General features: G+C 73.6%; 19 protein-coding genes and 1 pseudogene. 11 read left to right on the forward strand and 9 right to left on the reverse strand.

The features are described from left to right. Window positions 1–198: 198 nt before the first annotated feature. The 6 genes from pgsA to pdxT all read left to right on the forward strand — a co-directional run bounded on the left by pgsA (window position 199) and on the right by pdxT (window position 5,280). On the forward strand, window positions 199–819 hold the full coding sequence (pgsA, locus tag AB0H57_RS12140; protein WP_357505445.1) for a phosphatidylinositol phosphate synthase: 621 nt from the start codon (window positions 199–201) through the stop codon (window positions 817–819). Continuing rightward, window positions 816–1,751, forward strand: a complete 936-nt coding sequence (locus AB0H57_RS12145; protein ID WP_357505447.1) for a phosphatidylinositol mannoside acyltransferase — start codon at window positions 816–818, stop codon at window positions 1,749–1,751. The genes pgsA and AB0H57_RS12145 overlap by 4 nt, the downstream gene beginning before the upstream one ends. A 61-nt stretch (window positions 1,752–1,812) precedes the next feature. Next, window positions 1,813–2,973 (forward strand): glycosyltransferase family 4 protein, encoded by a 1,161-nt coding sequence (locus AB0H57_RS12150; protein ID WP_357505449.1) that lies wholly within the window; start codon window positions 1,813–1,815, stop codon window positions 2,971–2,973. 64 nt (window positions 2,974–3,037) lie between these two features. After that, entirely contained in the window at window positions 3,038–3,541 is a 504-nt protein-coding gene (locus AB0H57_RS12155; RefSeq protein WP_357505451.1) for a hypothetical protein, read from the forward strand. Window positions 3,542–3,676: 135 nt separating this feature from the next. Next, window positions 3,677–4,594 (forward strand): pyridoxal 5'-phosphate synthase lyase subunit PdxS, encoded by a 918-nt coding sequence (pdxS, locus tag AB0H57_RS12160; RefSeq protein ID WP_357505453.1) that lies wholly within the window; start codon window positions 3,677–3,679, stop codon window positions 4,592–4,594. Window positions 4,595–4,668: 74 nt separating this feature from the next. Continuing rightward, window positions 4,669–5,280 carry a pyridoxal 5'-phosphate synthase glutaminase subunit PdxT gene (pdxT, locus tag AB0H57_RS12165; protein ID WP_357505455.1) on the forward strand — a complete coding sequence of 204 codons (612 nt, stop codon included), beginning with the start codon at window positions 4,669–4,671 and terminating at the stop codon, window positions 5,278–5,280. 65 nt (window positions 5,281–5,345) lie between these two features. Here pdxT and AB0H57_RS12170 read toward each other — a convergent pair whose 3' ends face one another. Then, a complete protein-coding gene (locus tag AB0H57_RS12170) occupies window positions 5,346–6,194 on the reverse strand; it encodes a helix-turn-helix transcriptional regulator (RefSeq protein ID WP_357505586.1) in 849 nt (282 codons plus the stop codon). Between the two features lie 103 nt (window positions 6,195–6,297). Between AB0H57_RS12170 and AB0H57_RS12175 the strand changes: the two genes are divergently transcribed. The 5 genes and pseudogenes from AB0H57_RS12175 to AB0H57_RS12195 all read left to right on the forward strand — a co-directional run bounded on the left by AB0H57_RS12175 (window position 6,298) and on the right by AB0H57_RS12195 (window position 9,017). After that, entirely contained in the window at window positions 6,298–6,909 is a 612-nt protein-coding gene (locus AB0H57_RS12175; protein ID WP_357505457.1) for an NAD(P)H-dependent oxidoreductase, read from the forward strand. A 2-nt stretch (window positions 6,910–6,911) separates the two neighbouring features. Further along, window positions 6,912–7,205: a hypothetical protein gene (locus AB0H57_RS12180; protein WP_357505459.1), complete on the forward strand. Its 294-nt coding sequence runs from the start codon at window positions 6,912–6,914 to the stop codon at window positions 7,203–7,205. A gap of 222 nt (window positions 7,206–7,427) precedes the next feature. Further along, window positions 7,428–8,177: a YebC/PmpR family DNA-binding transcriptional regulator gene (locus AB0H57_RS12185; RefSeq protein WP_357505461.1), complete on the forward strand. Its 750-nt coding sequence runs from the start codon at window positions 7,428–7,430 to the stop codon at window positions 8,175–8,177. Between the two features lie 493 nt (window positions 8,178–8,670). Continuing rightward, a pseudogene (locus AB0H57_RS12190) lies at window positions 8,671–8,745 on the forward strand (DUF402 domain-containing protein); the annotation flags it as partial. 119 nt (window positions 8,746–8,864) lie between these two features. Beyond that, window positions 8,865–9,017 carry a hypothetical protein gene (locus AB0H57_RS12195; protein WP_357505596.1) on the forward strand — a complete coding sequence of 51 codons (153 nt, stop codon included), beginning with the start codon at window positions 8,865–8,867 and terminating at the stop codon, window positions 9,015–9,017. 3 nt (window positions 9,018–9,020) lie between these two features. Here AB0H57_RS12195 and AB0H57_RS12200 read toward each other — a convergent pair whose 3' ends face one another. The 8 genes from AB0H57_RS12200 to AB0H57_RS12235 form a co-directional block, all read right to left on the reverse strand. Further along, a complete protein-coding gene (locus AB0H57_RS12200) occupies window positions 9,021–10,082 on the reverse strand; it encodes an ABC transporter permease (protein ID WP_357505463.1) in 1,062 nt (353 codons plus the stop codon). Continuing rightward, complete coding sequence (locus AB0H57_RS12205) at window positions 10,079–10,972, reverse strand: ATP-binding cassette domain-containing protein (RefSeq protein ID WP_357505465.1); 894 nt, start codon at window positions 10,970–10,972, stop codon at window positions 10,079–10,081. The genes AB0H57_RS12200 and AB0H57_RS12205 overlap by 4 nt, the downstream gene beginning before the upstream one ends. 81 nt (window positions 10,973–11,053) lie before the next feature. Then, a complete protein-coding gene (locus AB0H57_RS12210) occupies window positions 11,054–11,770 on the reverse strand; it encodes a response regulator transcription factor (protein WP_357505467.1) in 717 nt (238 codons plus the stop codon). Continuing rightward, window positions 11,767–13,047, reverse strand: a complete 1,281-nt coding sequence (locus AB0H57_RS12215; protein ID WP_357505469.1) for a sensor histidine kinase — start codon at window positions 13,045–13,047, stop codon at window positions 11,767–11,769. The genes AB0H57_RS12210 and AB0H57_RS12215 overlap by 4 nt, the downstream gene beginning before the upstream one ends. Before the next feature lie 64 nt (window positions 13,048–13,111). Beyond that, window positions 13,112–15,049, reverse strand: coding sequence for a M48 family metalloprotease (locus tag AB0H57_RS12220; protein ID WP_357505471.1), 1,938 nt, complete (start codon window positions 15,047–15,049; stop codon window positions 13,112–13,114). A 14-nt stretch (window positions 15,050–15,063) separates the two neighbouring features. After that, on the reverse strand, window positions 15,064–15,660 hold the full coding sequence (locus AB0H57_RS12225) for a LemA family protein (RefSeq protein ID WP_357505473.1): 597 nt from the start codon (window positions 15,658–15,660) through the stop codon (window positions 15,064–15,066). 163 nt (window positions 15,661–15,823) lie between these two features. Then, entirely contained in the window at window positions 15,824–16,765 is a 942-nt protein-coding gene (locus tag AB0H57_RS12230) for a permease prefix domain 1-containing protein (protein ID WP_357505475.1), read from the reverse strand. Continuing rightward, window positions 16,762–17,103: a PadR family transcriptional regulator gene (locus tag AB0H57_RS12235; protein ID WP_357505477.1), complete on the reverse strand. Its 342-nt coding sequence runs from the start codon at window positions 17,101–17,103 to the stop codon at window positions 16,762–16,764. The genes AB0H57_RS12230 and AB0H57_RS12235 overlap by 4 nt, the downstream gene beginning before the upstream one ends. Window positions 17,104–17,127 lie beyond the last annotated feature (24 nt).

Raw genomic sequence — 17,127 nt, forward strand, 5'->3', positions numbered from 1 at the left:
CGCGACGGGGAAGCGGCCCGGGCGGGTTCCGCGGCGATATCCTCCGGGGGTCTGCTGCCAAGCGGTTACGGGACGGGTGGCGGGGTGAGCTGGCTCACCCGCCTGGTCCGATCTCACACCCGTTTGCCGGGCCGGCACAAGCCTCGGGGCTGACCGGCCGTATCGCGCGACATCGCCGGCCGTTATCGTGGGACCGCCATGGCGAAGATCTTCCAAGTGTCGGCCCGTGCGGGGATGACCCGCGTCGTCGAGCCGCTCGCGCGCGGCCTGCTCCGCGCCGGCGTGACTCCCAACGCGGTCACCGTGACCGGTACCCTCGGCGTGCTCGTCGGCGCCCTCGGCTTCGGCGCCCGCGGCCACCTGGTCGCCGGCGCCCTGATCGTGACGGTCTTCGCGCTGACCGACCTGCTGGACGGCACGATGGCCCGGATGAGCGGCGGCTCGACGCGGTTCGGCGCCTTCCTCGACTCGAGCATGGACCGGGTCGCCGACAGCGCGGTCTTCGGCGCGGTGGCGTACTGGCTGGCCACCGAGGGGGACCGCGCCGGCACCGCCGCCGCGCTGATCTGCCTGGCCGCCGGCGGGCTGGTCTCCTACGTCAAGGCGCGCGCCGAGGGCCTCGGCATGACCTGCAACGTGGGCATCGCGGAGCGCACCGAGCGGCTGCTGATCGTCGGGGTGGGTGGCCTGCTCACCGGGTTCGGCGTGCCGCTGGCCCTGGAGATCGCGCTCTGGCTGCTCGCCGCCGTGTCGATCTTCACGGTCGGGCAGCGGATGGCGCACGTGTACCGGCAGGCCCGGTTGGCCGACCCGGAGTGAACCTCACCGAGCTCGGCTACGTGGCCGGCTGGCGCCTGGTCCGGGCGCTGCCCCGGCCGGTGACGGCCGCGGCCTTCCGGGCGGGCGCCGACCGCGCCCACCGCAAGGGCGGCCGGGGTACGGCCCGACTCCGCGCCAACCTGCGCCGGGTGGTCGGCCCCGACCTGCCCGAGGTCGAGCTGGACGACCTGCTCCGGGCCGGGTTGCGCTCGTACGCCCGGTACTGGCTGGAGGCGTTCCGGCTGCCCTCGCTGAGCCGGGAGCAGATCCTGGCCGGGTTCCGGCTGGACGGGGCGGAGAAGCTCGCCGCCGACGTGGCCGCCGGCCGGGGCGCGGTGGTGGCGCTGCCGCACGCGGGGAACTGGGACGCCGCCGGCGCCTGGGTGGCCGCCACCGGCTGGCCGATCACCACGGTCGCCGAGCGGCTCAAGCCGGAGGGGGTGTTCCGGCGCTTCGTCGCCTTCCGGGAGGGTCTCGGCATGGAGATCCTGCCCACCCACGGCGGCCCGCGCCCGGCGTTCGACGTGCTGGTGGACCGGCTGCGGGCCGGGGCGGTGGTGCCGCTGCTGTCCGACCGGGACCTCTCCGCCCGGGGCGTCGAGGTCGACTTCTTCGGCGGCCGGACCCGGATGCCCGCCGGCTGCGCGCTGCTCGCGCTGCGCACCGGCGCCCCACTCTACGTCGCCTCGATGTGGTACGAGCCGGACGCCGCCCGCGGGTCGCTCGACGGCCCGCTGCCGCTGCCGGACGAGTCGACCGGCCCGCTGGACGAGCGGGTCAGGGTGCTGACCCAGCGGATTGCCGACGGTCTGGCGGCGGGCATCGCCCGGCATCCGCAAGACTGGCACATGTTGCAGCGGATGTGGCTCGACCAACCCGGCCCGGGTGGTGGGGCGGCCCCGACCCGGCCGGCCGCCACCGGCTCGGTCTGAGTGGGCGCCGCGGTGGACGTGGCGCGACGGAACCCCACGGGCGCGGACGAAAGGCATTGACGTGCGGATCGGCATCGTGTGCCCGTACTCCCTCGACGTCCCCGGTGGGGTGCAGAACCACGTGGTGGACCTGGCGGAGGCGCTGATCGGGCTGGGGCACGAGGTCAGCGTGCTCGCCCCGGCCGACGACGACTCCCCGCTGCCGCCATACGTGGTGCCGGCGGGGCGGGCGGTGCCGCTGCCGTACAACGGCTCGGTGGCCCGGATCGCGTTCGGCCCGGTCTCCACCGCCCGGGTGCGGCGCTGGATCAACCGCGGGGAGTTCGACGTGCTGCACGTGCACGAGCCGTTGACGCTGAGCCTGTCCATGCTGGCCGTGCTCTGCGCCCGGGGCCCGGTGGTGGCCACCTTCCACACCGCGATGACCCGGTCCCGGGTGCTGGCCGCCGCGCAGGGCGCGCTGCGGATCGTGCTGGAGCGGATCACCGCGCGGATCGCGGTCAGCGCACTGGCCCGCAAGGTGCAGGTCGAGCACATGGACGGCGGCGCGGTGGAGATCCCCAACGGGGTGAACGTGGCCCGGTTCGCCGGGGCGCGCCCGCTGCCCGGCTGGCCGGGGGAGTGCGGCCCCGGCCACGGCGGGACCGTCGGCTTCCTCGGCCGGTTCACCGAACCGCGCAAGGGCTTCCCGATCCTGCGGGACGCCTTCGTCGCGCTGGCCCCGCACCGCCCGGGGCTGCGCCTGCTGGTGGCCGGCCCCGGCGACCGGGACGACCTCTACGCGCGGTTCCCCGCCGAGCTGCGGGAGCGGGTGACCTTCCTCGGCCTGGTCCCCGAGGCGGAGAAGCCGCGCATGCTGCGCAGCGTGCACCTGTACGTCGCGCCGAACACCGGCGGCGAGTCGTTCGGGATGATCCTCACCGAGGCGCTGGCCGCCGGCACCACGGTGGTCGCCAGTGACCTGGAGGCGTTCCGCCGGGTGCTCGACGGCGGCCGGGCCGGGTGGCTCTTCCCCACCGGCGACGCGGTGGCGCTGCGCGCGGCGCTGGCCGAGCTGCTCGACGAGCCGGCCCGGCGGGCCGAGCTGACCGCGTGCGGCGACCAGGTGGTCGCGCACTTCGACTGGCCGGTGGTGGCCCGCCGGGTGGTGGAGGTGTACGCGGCCGCGATCGAGGCCACCGACGGGCGGGTCATCGATCAGGAGTGGGCCGGCCTGCCCTGAACGGATGTGACGTTCACGTGACGGCCGCCGCGTCCCCGATGATCGGGAACCCGGCGGCACTACGATGCCGGGCATGTGGTGGCTGGTGGGTACGGGCCTGGTGCTCGGGCTGGTGGCGGCGTACCTGATCTGGACCGCCGGTCGGGTCGAACGGTTGCAGGCGCGGGCGGAGCTGGCGGCCCGCGCGCTCGACGCCCACCTGCTGCGCCGCGCGGCGGCCGCCGCGGTGCTCGCCGAGCGCCGCTACGGCGTCGAGCTGTACGCGGCGGCCCGGATCGCGCTGGACGCCGTGCCGGACGAGCGGGAGGCGGCGGAGAACGACCTGACCCGGCAGCTGCGCACGGTGGACCTCGATCCGGCCGACCGGGACTGCGCGGCGGTGATCGCGGCGAGCCGGCGACTGGCCCTGGCCCGCCAGGTGCACACCGACCTGGTGCGGGACGCCCGCTCGGCCCGCGGCCGGCCCGTGGTGCGGTTGTTCCGGATGGGGCGGCGGCACAGCTGGCCCCGCTACTTCGACATCGACGACCCGACCCTCGCCGTCCCGGCTGACGTCCCCACCGGCTGACGCCGCCCCGCACCCCTCGGGGTGATCGGGGCCACAGGGCAGGCCACCGGGGGTCTGATTGGCTGTCGGAGCGGCGTTGACCCGGGCATAGCATTTTCCCCGAACCACTCCGCCGTGTCCAAGGAGCGATGCCCCGTGTCCGAAACCACCTCACCGAACCCCGGAACCGGTCCCGTCGTCGGCACCGCCCGGGTCAAGCGCGGCATGGCCGAGATGCTCAAGGGCGGCGTGATCATGGACGTGGTGACGCCCGAGCAGGCCCGCATCGCCGAGGACGCCGGCGCGGTGGCGGTGATGGCGCTGGAGCGGGTGCCCGCCGACATCCGCGCCCAGGGCGGGGTGTCCCGGATGAGCGACCCGGACATGATCGACGGCATCATCGCCGCCGTCTCCATCCCGGTGATGGCCAAGGCCCGGATCGGCCACTTCGTCGAGGCGCAGATCCTCCAGTCGCTCGGCGTCGACTACGTCGACGAGTCCGAGGTGCTCACCCCGGCCGACTACGCCAACCACATCGACAAGTGGGCGTTCACCGTGCCCTTCGTCTGCGGCGCGACCAACCTGGGCGAGGCGCTGCGCCGGATCACCGAGGGCGCGGCGATGATCCGTTCCAAGGGCGAGGCCGGCACCGGTGACGTCTCCAACGCCACCACCCACATGCGGAAGATCCGCCAGGAGATCCGCCGCCTCCAATCTCTGCCAGCCGACGAGCTGTTCGTCGCGGCCAAGGAGCTGCAGGCGCCGTACGAGCTGGTCAAGGAGGTCGCCGAGACCGGCAAGCTGCCGGTGGTGCTCTTCACCGCCGGCGGCATCGCCACCCCGGCCGACGCCGCGATGATGATGCAGCTCGGCGCCGAGGGCGTCTTCGTCGGCTCGGGCATCTTCAAGTCCGGCAACCCGGCCCAGCGGGCCGCCGCGATCGTCAAGGCGACCACCTTCCACGACGACCCGGACGTGCTGGCCAAGGTCTCCCGTGGCCTGGGCGAGGCGATGGTCGGCATCAACGTCGACGAGATCCCCCAACCCCACCGCCTCGCCGACCGCGGCTGGTGAAGTGAAAGGCGGCGCCCCCGCTTAACGCATTCGGTAGAGGCGGGGCCCCCGCTTAACACCTCTAGGGAGAGAACGTGACGGCACCGGTCATCGGGGTGCTCGCTTTGCAGGGCGACGTCCGGGAGCACCTCGCGGCGCTGGCCGGGGTCGGCGCCGACGCCCGCCCGGTGCGCCGGCCGGCGGAGCTGGACGCGGTCGACGGGCTGGTCCTGCCGGGCGGGGAGTCCACCACGATCAGCAAGCTGGTCGACCTCTTCGAGCTGCGCGAACCGATCGACAAGCGGATCGCCGCGGGCCTGCCGGTCTACGGCTCGTGCGCCGGAATGATCATGCTGGCCGCCGAGGTCCTCGACGGCCGGCCGGATCAGCGCGGGTTCGACGGCATCGCGATGACGGTGCGGCGCAACGCGTTCGGCCGGCAGGTCGACTCGTTCGAGGCGCCGGTGGCGATCAGCGGCGTCGAGGGCGAGCCGTTCCACGCGGTCTTCATCCGGGCGCCCTGGGTGGAGCGGGTCGGCGACGGCGTCGAGGTGCTGGGCCGGGTCACCGACGGGCCGGCCGGGGACCGGATCGTGGCGGTCCGGCAGGGCAACCTGCTGGCCACCTCCTTCCACCCGGAGCTCACCGGCGACCTGCGGCTGCACCGCTACTTCGTCGACCTGGTCCGGGCCACGTCCGCCGGCTGATCAGGGCCGGGCGGGTGCGGCGGCCGAGAAGGCCGCTGACGTCGTGGCCGACCAGCGCTGAAAGGTCAGCCGGCGACCGGGCGCAGGGCGCCGGGGCGGCGGCCCAGCAGGCGGTCCAGGGCGTCGGCGGTGGCGGCGTCGGCGGGCAGCTGGACCACGAGTCGCTGCTGGTCGTCGGCGAGTGCCAAGGTCTCGTACGCCAGGCGTAGCGGCCCGACCTCCGGATGCCGCACCCGGCGCACGCCGCTGGCGTGCGCCGCGACCGGCCGGCGTCGCCAGCGTGTGGTGAACGCCGCGCCGACGGTGCGGCCGAGCCGGTCGGCGAACGCGTCGGTGGCGGGGTCGCCCTGGCGCAGCCGGTGCAGCTCGGCCACCTGCTGGTCGGCCAGCTCCGCCCAGTCGGGGAAGTGCTCCCGGGCGCGCTCGTCGGTGAAGGCGAACCACACCAGGTTGGGTCGGTCGCCGTCGAGCAGCCCCAGCGGGCGGGCCAACCGGTCGAACGGGCCGTTCCAGGCCAGCACGTCACCGATCCGGTTGAGCAGGTAGGCGGGCCGGTCCGGCAGCGCGTCCAGCAGCCCGCGGACCTCGGGGCGGACGGTACGCGACACCGACGGACGGACTCCGGTGCACAGCTGACGGCTGTGGTTGACCGCCGCGAGTTGCCGCAGGTGTTGCCGGTCGTGTTCGTCGAGCCGCAGCGCGTTCGCCAGCGCGGCGAGGATCTCCGGCGAGGGGTGGGTGTCGCGACCCTGTTCGAGCCGGGTCAGGTACTCCACGCTTACCTGCGCCAGCGTCGCGAGTTCCGCCCGGCGCAGTCCGGGCGTACGCCGCCGGGGGCCCGCGGGCAGCCCCACCTGCTCGGGTCGTACCGCCTCCCGCCGGCTGCGCAGGAACGCGCCCAGTTCGCCGTCCATCACGGTGCCAGTCTGCCGGTGTCGGTGGCCGCGAGGGTGTCCCCGCCAGGGCCACCCTCGCGCCGGCCTCCCGACCGGGCCGCCGCGCCGATTCGATGACGGCATGAACAAGAAACCTTTCATGATCGGCGTGGTCGTGGGCAGCAGCCGGCCGGGTCGACGGGGGCCGGCGGTGGCGGATTGGGCGGCCGAGGTGGCCGCCCGGCACCCGTCGGTACGGGCCGGCGCGGCGGCCGTCGAGGTGATCGACCTCGCCGAGCAGCGGCTGCCGCTGCTGGACGAACCGGTGCCGGCCCGGTTCGGCGACTACCGGCAGGAGCACACTCGGCGCTGGTCCGCGGTGGTGGCCGCGTGTGACGCCTTCGTCTTCGTCACCCCGGAGTACAACCACTCGATCCCCGCGGTGCTCAAGAACGCCATCGACTACCTGGACGCCGAATGGCGGGGCAGGCCCGCCGGTGTGCTGTGCTACGGCGTGACTGGCGGCGGCCGGGCGGCCGCGCATCTGCGGGACATCCTCACCGAGGTGGGGGCACGGGTGGTGGACGAGCACGTCGAGCTGCGGCTGTTCGCCGACTTCGAGTGGCCGGGCGACGACCTGTCCGATCCGACCGCCGCCGCGCGGGTCGCGCCCGGCGAGGACCGGGCGGTGGCGGTCACGGCGCTGCTCACCGACCTGCTCGACGCCGCCCGCGAGCCGGCGCCGGTGGCGTGAGCATGGAGACGATCCTTATCCGGTACCGGGTCCGCCCGGACCGGCTGGACGAGCACCTGTCACTGCTCGGCGAGGTGCACGAGGAACTGGTCCGGCTCCGGCCGGCCGGTTTCCGCTACCTGACGTTGCGACTCGACGACGGACGTAGCTTCGTCGACGTGGCCATGGGTTCGGAACTGCCGGGGCCGCTGGCGGCGCTGGAGTCGTTCCGGAGCTATCGGGCCGACCTGGTGGAGCGCTGCGAGCAGCGGGACGTCGCGACGTTCACCGTGCTGGGGTCGTACGCCATGGGGTAGTGGCTTGGCCTGTTGTGCGCGGTCTGTGGTGATCGGCGCGGTCGGCGACGTGCGGCGGGTGACGATCACCCGCCGTACGTCGGTAGGATTGTCGAGATTCGGCAGGGCCATCTGCCCGTCACGGCTTCCACCAGAGCTGACCGGCACCTCCGCGTGCGCCGGCGGGAGCGGGGCGTGCGCGGTGCGGTCGATGCAGACGGCGGGTAGCAACGGAGGTAACAGATGTCCGGCCACTCAAAGTGGGCGACGACCAAGCACAAGAAGGCGGTCATCGACGCCAAGCGCGGCAAGATGTTCGCCAAGCTGATCAAGAACGTCGAGGTCGCGGCGCGGACCGGCGGTGGTGACCCGGCCGGCAACCCGACCCTCTTCGACGCCATCCAGAAGGCCAAGAAGAACTCGGTCCCGAACGACAACATCGACCGGGCGGTCAAGCGCGGCTCCGGCCTGGAGGCCGGCGGCGCCGACTGGCAGACGATCATGTACGAGGGCTACGGCCCGAACGGCGTGGCGATGCTGATCGAGTGCCTGACCGACAACCGCAACCGGGCGGCCACCGAGGTGCGCACCGCGTTGACCCGCAACGGCGGCTCGCTCGCCGACGCCGGCTCGGTGTCGTACATGTTCTCCCGCAAGGGCGTGGTGATCGTCCCCAAGGCTGGGACCAGCGAGGACGACGTGATGCTGGCGGTCCTCGACGCCGGTGCCGAGGAGGTCAACGATCTCGGCGAGGCGTACGAGGTGGTCTCCGAGCCGGGTGACCTGATCGCGGTCCGCACCGCCCTGCAGAGCGCCGGCATCGAGTACGAGTCGGCCGAGTCCTCCCTGATCCCCAGCGTCAACGTGCCGCTGGACGAGGAGGGCGCGCGCAAGATCTTCAAGCTGATCGACGTGCTCGAGGACTGCGACGACGTGCAGAACGTCTTCGCCAACTTCGACGTCTCCGACGAGGTGATGGCCGCGGTCGGCTGACGTCGGTGTTCGCTGCCCGCAGCCACGCCTCGATCGCTCCTGACCCGCCCGCGACCCGGCCGGGGAAGGCACCTCCGCGCCAGATCTTGGACACTCGCCGTTCGGTACGAGCGGGACGTTTCCAAGATCTGCCGCGCCGGGGGTGGATCATGGTGGCGACGGGGACGGCGTGGAGCGGGGCGGCGTGGATCATGGTGCGTCGGCCGGGGTTGGTGGGGGAGTGACCACGACTGCGGGCCGCTTCGCGCCGGGTGACGTGGTGGTCCGGCGGGAGATCCTGCGCGGCGAGGTGTGGTTCGGCTGCCCGACGATCTGCGTCGAGGATTCGCCCGACCTGCTCGCGCTCTACCTGCCCTCGGGCGCCGAGTTCGGCTTCCCCACCACCGGGAGCTTCCCGTGTGGCCGGCACCCGTGGCAGACGGCGGGCCACACCGCCTGGTCCGGTCACGGCAAGCTGACGCTCCAGCGACCCGGCGAGGCGCACTCGGTCGACGTGTTCTGGTCCGGCCCGGCACGCGCCTTCGCCGGCTGGTACTTCAACCTCCAGGACCCGTTCCGGCGTACGCCCATCGGGGTGGACACCCTCGACCACGAGCTGGACCTGTGGTGGGCGGCGGACGCCGACCGGTACGTCTTCAAGGACGTCGAGGTCTTCGCCCAACGGCTGGTGGAGGGGCGCTACCCGGGATGGGCGCGGCGATCCGGGCCGAGGGCGACCGGATCGCCGCCCTGCTCGACGCGGGAAAACGCTGGTGGGCGGAGTCCTGGGCGGACTGGCGGCCCGACCCGGCCTGGCCCGTGCCGGGCCTGCCCGCCGGCTGGGCCGCCGTCCCCTGCTGAGGCTCAGCCCACCGTCTCGCGCTCCCGCCAGGCGGTGCGCAGCGAGGTGCGGCCGTTGGTGCGCAGCAGCGACCCCTCGTACACCCGGGCCCCGGCGAGCAGGAACCCGGTCGCCGCCACCAGCAGCAGGAGCAGCGACACCGGCAGTTCCCAGCCGGCCGCGTCCCCGGTGAACAGCCGCAGCGGCATCGCCGTCGGCGCCGAGAACGGCAGGTAGGACAGCACCCGCATGGCGGTGGCGTTGTCGTTCAGGAAGATCACCGCGAAGAACGGCAGCATCACGGCGAGCTGCACCGGCATTGACACGCCGCCGATGTCCTCCAGCCGGTTGACCAGCGCGCCGGCCGCCGCCCACATCGACGCGATCAGCACGAAGCCGAGCAGGAAGAAGGGCACGAACCAGCCGATCGCCGGTCCCAGCAGGGACAGCAGGCCGCTGTTGTCGCCGAACGTCATGCCGACCACCGCGACCAGCGCGACCAATCCGATCTGCCCGAGCGCCAGGATCGTGCCGGCGAGCATCTTGCCGGCCAGCAGGGCGCGCACCGGTACCGCGGCGACCAGGATCTCCACGATCCGGGTCTGCTTCTCCTCGATGATGCTCTGCGCGATCTGCACGCCGAAGGTCTGCGAGGTGACGAAGAAGATGAAGGCGAAGGCGAACGGCACCAGGAAGGCCAGCACCGGGTCCACCGCGTCCGGGTTCAGCAGCCGGACCGGGGGCGCGGTGCTCAACGCGGAGACCACGTCGTCCGGGGCCTCGTCCATGGCCAGCACGGCCGGGCCGGCGACGACGGCGGCGTCCGCGTCGCCGTCGCGGACCGCCCGCTCCGCGGCGGCGTCGTCGGGCACCGTCCGCACCTCCAGGCCCGCCGCGCGCAGTGGACCGGCCGCCGCCTCGGTCGCCGCCACGGTGGACGGTCCGCCGGACAGCAGCGGCGGCAGGATGGTCGCCGCCGCGGCGATCAGCAGGAAGAACACGGTGCTGACCAGGAAGGTACGGTCGCGCAGCTTGACCCGGATCTCCCGGGCGGCGACCAGGCGGGTGGCCTCGAAGGTGTTCACTGGGTGACCTCTCGGAAGATCTCGGTGAGGGAGGGAGCGACCGGCCGGAACGCGCGCACCGGGCCGCGCTCCAGCGCCGCGCGCAGCACCGGCTGCTCGTCGCCGCCGGGCGCGAGGTCGAACACGGCGCGGGGGCCGTCGAGGTCGACCAGGGTCACCCTGGGCTGGTCCCGCAGCCAGCCGGCGTCGGTCTCCACCACCAACTCGAAGCGGGGCGAGGCGTACGCTGAGCGCAGCTCCTCCCGGCTGCCGGCGGCGCGGATCGTGCCGTCCGCGATGATCACCAGGTCGTCGCAGAGCCGCTCGACGACATCCAGCTGGTGGCTGGAGAAGAGCACCGGCACACCGGCGGCGGCCCGCTCGCGCAGCACCGCCACGATGGTCTCCACGGCCAGCGGATCCAGGCCGGAGAAGGGTTCGTCGAGCACCAGCACCTCGGGCTCGTGCACCAGGGCGGCGGCGATCTGGGCGCGCTGCTGGTTGCCCAGCGACAGCGTCTCCAGCAGGTCGTCGCCCCGCTCGGCGAGCCCGACCCGGTCCAGCAGCGCGTCGGTCGACCGGCGGGCGCCCTCGGCGGTCAGCCCGTGCAACCGGCCCAGGTAGACCACCTGCTCGCGGACGCTCATCTTGGGATAGAGGCCACGTTCCTCCGGCATGTAGCCGAAGCGCCGCCGGGCCGCCCGACTCAGCGGGACACCCTGCCACGTCACCTGGCCCGCGTCGGCGGCGAGCACGCCGAGGACGATCCGCATGGTGGTGGTCTTGCCCGCGCCGTTGCCGCCGACGAAGCCGGTCATCCGGCCGGCGACGACGTCGAAGGACACCTTCCTGAGCACCTGACGGTCGCCGAAGCTGCGGTCGACACCGTCGAGGCGGAGCACGCTGGTCACGGCGTACACGCTAGGTCGTTGATGATCGCCTGCCCTCCGCCCGCCGACGGAGATCGTTCCTCCGCCACGCGGGGGACGCGCTCACCCGCCCGGCCGGACCACGCCGTGTTCGTACGCGAAGACCACCGCCTGCACCCGGTCGCGCAGGCCGAGCTTGGCCAGCACCCGGCTGACGTGTGACTTCACGGTCGCCTCGCCCAGCCGCAGCGCGGCGGCGATCTCGGCGTTGCTGGCGCCCCCGGCGACCAGCACCAGCACCTCCCGCTCCCGGGGCGTGAGGTCGCGCAGCGCCGCCGCCGGATCGGTCGCGCCACCGGGCGGGGCACCCGGCCGGGCGAAGGTGGCGATCACCCGCCGGGTGATCTCCGGGGCGAGCAGACCGTCGCCGCGGGCCACCACCCGGATCGCCTCGACCAGGGCCTCCGGGGTGCCGTTCTTGAGCAGGAAGCCGCTGGCCCCGGCGCGCAACGCGGCGAACAGGTAGTCGTCCCGGTCGAAGGTGGTGAGGATCAGCACGGCCGGCCCGTCGACGTCCGCGCTGATCCGTCGAGTGGCCGTCAGGCCGTCGACCCCGGGCATCTCCACATCCATCAACACCAGGTCCGGACGCAGCGCGCGAGCCATGCCGACCGCCCGTTCGCCGTCCGCCGCCTCACCTACCACCTCGATGTCGTCCTCCACCTCGAGGATGACCCGGAAGCCGGCGCGGACCAGATGCTGGTCGTCGGCGAGCAGCACCCGGATCGGCCGGCCGGCCGCGTCGCCGTTCGGCCCGAACGCCTGCGGTGCGGCGCTCATGCCGGCCGTCCCGCCGGGATCGGCAGCGGGAAGCGCACCCGTACCCGCCAGCCACCGCCGGTACGCGGACCGGCCGCCAGCTCGCCGCCGTGGGTGTGGACCCGTTCGCGCATCCCGATCAGGCCCAGCCCGTCGGCGTTCGCCGGACGGGTGGCCCGGCCGTCGTCGGTCACCTCGACCTCCACCTCGTGCGCCAGATAGCGGACCCGCACGTCGAGCAGGGTCGCGCCGGTGGCGTGCTTCAGCGCGTTCGTCGTGGCCTCCTGCACCACCCGGTACGTGGCCTGGGACAGCGACTCGGGCAGCGGCCTCGGCTCCCCGTACACCCCCAGGGTGGCCCGCAGCCCCGCCTCGCGGGCCCGCTGCACCACGGCGCCGAGCTGGTCGATCCCGGCGGCCTGCGCGGCGCGTTCGCCGTCGCCGTCGGAGGCGCGCAGCACACCGAGCATCCGGCGCAGCTCCTCCACCGCCGTACGGGCGGTCTCCTCGATCGCGGTGAGCGCCACCCGGGCCTTCGCCGGGTCCTTGTCGAAGACCCGGCGGCAGGCCGACGCCTGCACCCCCATCACCGACACGTGGTGGGCGACCACGTCGTGCAGCTCGCGGGCGATCCGGACCCGCTCACCGACCACGGCGTGCTCCCGGATCTCCGCCTGCGACCGGCGTAGCTGCTCCGCCTGCCGGGCCAGCTCGTGCTGCCGGCGGGCGGCGACCCAGGCGGTCTCCCCGAAGAAGTACGCGAACCCGAAGAACAGGACGTTGACCAGCACACCGGCGACGATCGCGGCGAGCATCGGCGGCACCGGCCCGATCGCGTCCGCGAACGGTTCGGCGCGCAGCTCGGCGTACCGGACCGCGTACGAGATGCCGAGCCAGCCGAACATGGCGCCGATCACGCCGATCCGCAGCCGTCGGGACAGCCGGCGGTCCGGTCCCCAGGCCCCCAGGGTGTAGACGGCGACGAACAACGCCCACTGGGAGAGCTGCCATTCGGGGACGGCGCGGGCCTGCGAGCCGATGAAGGCGGCCGAGATGACCAGCGTGGTGGTGGCCGGGAAGCGCCGCCGCCAGATCAGCGGCAGCGGCACCGCGACGGTCCAGAGGACCTGTTCGAGGCCGGACGGCGGCGGCCCCAGCAGGAACGTCCCGGTGCTGCGGGCCAGGGTGAGGCTGAGCAGGGCCAGGGCCGTCGCGCCCAGCCCGGCGTAGCGGTCCAGGCGTTGCTGGTCGGCGGTGGGCCCCGGCCGCCGCCAGTCGTCGCCCGTCTCGGTGGTCACCCTGATGAGCATGTCATCCGGGCCTCAGGTACGGATGCGCCGGCCCGTGACCTGCCCGTGCGCGTCAGCCGATGCCGGTGCCGGCCATCGGCGGCAGCGGGCAGTGCAGCAGGCCGCAGATGGTCCGGAGCAGCTCGATCTCGGCCACGGTCATCGTCCCGTCGTGGCCGATCACCGCCACGACCGCCGCGACCAGCCGCTCCTTGTCGGCCGGGCGCAACCCGTCGAGCACCGGCCAGGCGGTCTCCAGGGCCAGCACGCCGTCCTCCGGCGGCGCGTACGGCAGGTCGGCCCCCGGCAGCAGGGCCGCGACGCCGGCCCGGAAGGCCCGCTCGGCGGCGGGCCGGTCGGCCTGCCCGACCTGGGCGAGCGTGGACAGCAGGAAGGCCGCCGCGGAGCGGGCGTCGGTGAGCCGGCGCCGGTCGATGCGCCAGCGGGAGTCCGGTCGCAGCGCCTCCTGGAGCTCGGACAGCAGCAGCCGGGACAGGCAGTACTCGGTCACGTCGATCGCGCCGTCGGCGTGGATCAGGGTGAACACGGTCGCCAGCAGCGCCTCCAGCTCCGGGCCCGGCCGGTCGCGCAGCGCCGGGAAGGTCAGCTCGGCCAGCGGCAGCCGGAGCGCGGGAGACAGCCCGGCCGGGGCGTCCGCCGCGCCCAGGGCGGCATCGGCCAGGTCGCGGCCGTGCCGCTGCGCCAGCGCCGCGTGCTGGTGCCGCCGGACCGCCGGGTCGGCGCTGAGCAGCAGGCCGAGCAGCAGCGGTACGGCCGCCGCCCGGTCCCGGGCCTGGTCCAGCAGCGGGTCGGGGATCCGGTCGAGGATCGCCGCGGCATGGGTGTAGGCGGTCTCGGTGGGGGCGGCGACCCGGCCCAACACCTCGTCGGGCGAGACGCGTACCCGGGTCTCGGCCGCCGGGGCGGCGGGACCGGCCGGGGTGGCCGGGGCCAGGCCGAGGACGACGTCCTCCTGCCGGCCCGACGGCGGCGCCGCCGCCCATCGCCGCGACAGCTGTTGCAGCTCGGCCGGGTCGAACGACGGCTCCAGCGCCCTGATCCGGTCGGCCAGCGGGGGATGGGTGGCGAACCACGAGGCCCGGGCCGCCTCGCCGAAGAGCATGTGGCCGACCTCGTCGCGCTTCGGCGATCTCAGCTCGGAGCCGTCGGCCAGGCCACCGATCTTCTTCAGCGCCCCGGCGATCCCCCGGGTCTGCCGGGTGTACTGCACCGCCGAGGCGTCGGCCAGGTACTCCCGCTGCCGGGACACCGAGGCCTGGATGAGCCGCCCGGCGAGGACGCCGATGTACCCGGCGGCGAGCAGCGCCAGCCCGACCAGCGGTAGCGGGTTCGCGCCACCGCCGCCGCTGTTGCTGCCACGGCCGCGCCCGCCGCCGAGGACGCCGGCCTGGGTCAGGCCACGGCCGATCACGGTGAGGAAGAGGATGCCGAACAGCAGGCCCATCAGCCGGATGTTGAGCCGCATGTCCCCGTTCACCACGTGGGCGAACTCGTGGGCGATGACCCCCTGGAGCTCGTCGCGGTTGAGCCGTTGCAGGGCGCCCCGGGTGACCGCGACGGCGGCGTCGGAGGGGCCCCAGCCGGCGGCGAAGGCGTTGATCGCCGCTTCGTCGGGCAGGAGGTAGACCTCGGGGACGGGCACGCCGGAGGCCAGCGCCATCTCCTCGACCACGTTGCGCAGCCGGCGCAGCTCCGGGTCGGTGGTGTCCGCCGGGACCGGCACCCCGCCCAGCTCGCGGGCCACCTTGCCACCGCCGCCGCGCAGCGCCAGCGTACGCACCAGCGCGGCCAGCCCGATCGCCGCGACCGTGCCCGCGCTGACCACGGCGATCAGCCCGAGCAGTTGCTCCGGCGGGCCTGCGGTGGCGTTGAAGGCGAACACCGCGGCGAGGTTCACCACCACCACGATGCCGATCACGGCCAGCACGAACAGCAACACCAACCGGGTCGACAGCCGGCGGACCTGACGCTGCCGTTCGAAGAAGTTCATCGGGCGCCGGAACTTCAGAAGGAGACCTGCGGGGCCTGGCGCTGCTGCGGGTCGTCCGGCTGGAACAGCGCCGCCGGGCCGAACGAGAACATCCCCGCGATCAGGCTGGAGGGGAAGACCTCGCGCTTGTTGTTGTAGGCCATCACGGCGTCGTTGTACGCCTGGCGCGCGAAGGCGACCCGGTTCTCCGTCGAGGTCAGCTCCTCCGACAGCTGCATCATGTTCTGGTTGGCCTTGAGGTCCGGGTACGCCTCGGAGAGCGCGAACAGCCGGCCCAGGGTGGCGGTGAGCATGTTCTCGGCGCCGCTGAGCTGCTGCATGGCGGCCGGGTCACCGGGGGCCGCGGCGGCGCTGGCCTGCGCGTTGACGGCAGCGTTGCGGGCGTTGATCACCGCCTCCAGCGTCTCCCGCTCGTGCCTGAGGTAGCCCTTGGCCGTCTCGACCAGGTTGGGGATGAGGTCGTGCCGCCGGACGAGCTGCACGTCGATCTGGGCGAAGGCGTTGCGGTACGCGTTGCGGGCCCGGACCAGCCCGTTGTAGATCGAGACGCCGAAGCCGAGCACCGCCACGACGATCAAGACCAGACACACCAACCCGATGATCAGTTCCATGGCCGCTCCCTCGGTACGCGTCGGACCTGCGCTGATCATCGTACGTTCGCGGGTCCACGCCGGCGCCTGGCCGGTCCGCCGACCCGGCACCGCCCGTCCGCCGGAGGCCGGCCGGCCGACCGGGCGGGACGCCGGGGCGTCCCGCCCGTTGCCGGCCGCCGGCTCAGCGGGCCGCCCGGCGCGCCTTCACCGCGCTGTCCACCACGTCCCAGACCGTGATCCCGACGGTCACCACCACGCTGATCCGGGCGACGAGGTCGACGCCACCGTCGCGCAGCCAGGCGAAGCGGGCGACGAAGTCGGGATTGAGCAGCCGGTCGGTGAGCAGCAGCCAGCTCGCCGGCACCGCGAAGGCCAGGTTGAGCATGGCGTTGGCGCCGACCAGCGGCCAGGTCCACCGGCCGGCCCGGTACTTGGCGATCTCCAGCCCGATGCCGGCGACCAGGACCGCGATCAACACCGGCAGCCAGGACGCCCAGAGCGCCGGGTCGAGGATCGGCAGTCGGTCGCCGTCGCCGATCACCCGCTGGAACTGCTGCCACGGCAGGAACGCGATGGTCAGGACCAGGAACACGATCGCGGCGCAGGTGTCGGTGCGGCTGACGTCCCGCTCGACCGGCTCGTCGGGGAGCTGGTCGACGGTCCATTCCGGCAGGTTCAGCGGCGTGCCCACCCGCTCGAGCACCGCGAAGACCAGCGTCACCCAGAAGGCGATCTGCACGGCGACGTTGAACGCGGCGGAGAACCCGGCGCCGATGGCCCCGCCCGGGTTGTCGGAGACGGTGGCCTCGATCGCGCCCACCAGCACCCCGACCACGGCCGGGATGCTGCTGACCAGCAGGATCAGCAGCCGCTGCCAGGCCAGGTAGTACTGCGGGCCGATGAGCTGGAGCCGCCGGTCGCTGTAGCGGGCGGCCAACTGGGCCGGGTTGCCCAGCTCGGTGAGCACCTCCCGCTCGGCGGTCACGGCGTCGACGCCGTCGGCGGCCCGGCCGTCGACCATGTCCGCGATCGAGGCCCGGAGTTCGTCGGCGATCTCCGCGCGCCGGGCGGCCGGCACCGAGCGCAGCGTTGCGGCGAGGTAGCGGTCGGTCAGGGTCGTCATCGGGGGGCTCCTTCGATCAGGGCGGTGAGGGACGCCTGCACGGCGGCGAGGTCGTCGAGCAGCCGGCGCAGCATCTGCTCGCCGGCCTCGCTGGTGCGGTAGAACTTGCGCGGCCGGCTCTCCTCGGTGTTCCACTCGCTGGTCAGCAGGCCCTGCTCCTCCAGGCGTCGGAGCAGGGGATAGAGCGTGTTGGCGTCGACGGGGAAGCCGTGCGCCGTGAGTCGTTGCAGCAGCGCGTATCCGTAGTCGGGGTGCTGCAGGGCGACCAGGCTGGCCACGACCACCGTGCCCCGCCGCAGCTCCTGGAGGTGGGTTCGCAGGATCTCGTCGCTTGCCATGTGTCACACCTTACCGTGTGGCAC

The sequence above is a fragment of the Micromonospora sp. NPDC050686 genome, from assembly GCF_040654475.1.
In the GTDB taxonomy this organism is placed as follows: Bacteria; Actinomycetota; Actinomycetes; order Mycobacteriales; family Micromonosporaceae; genus Micromonospora.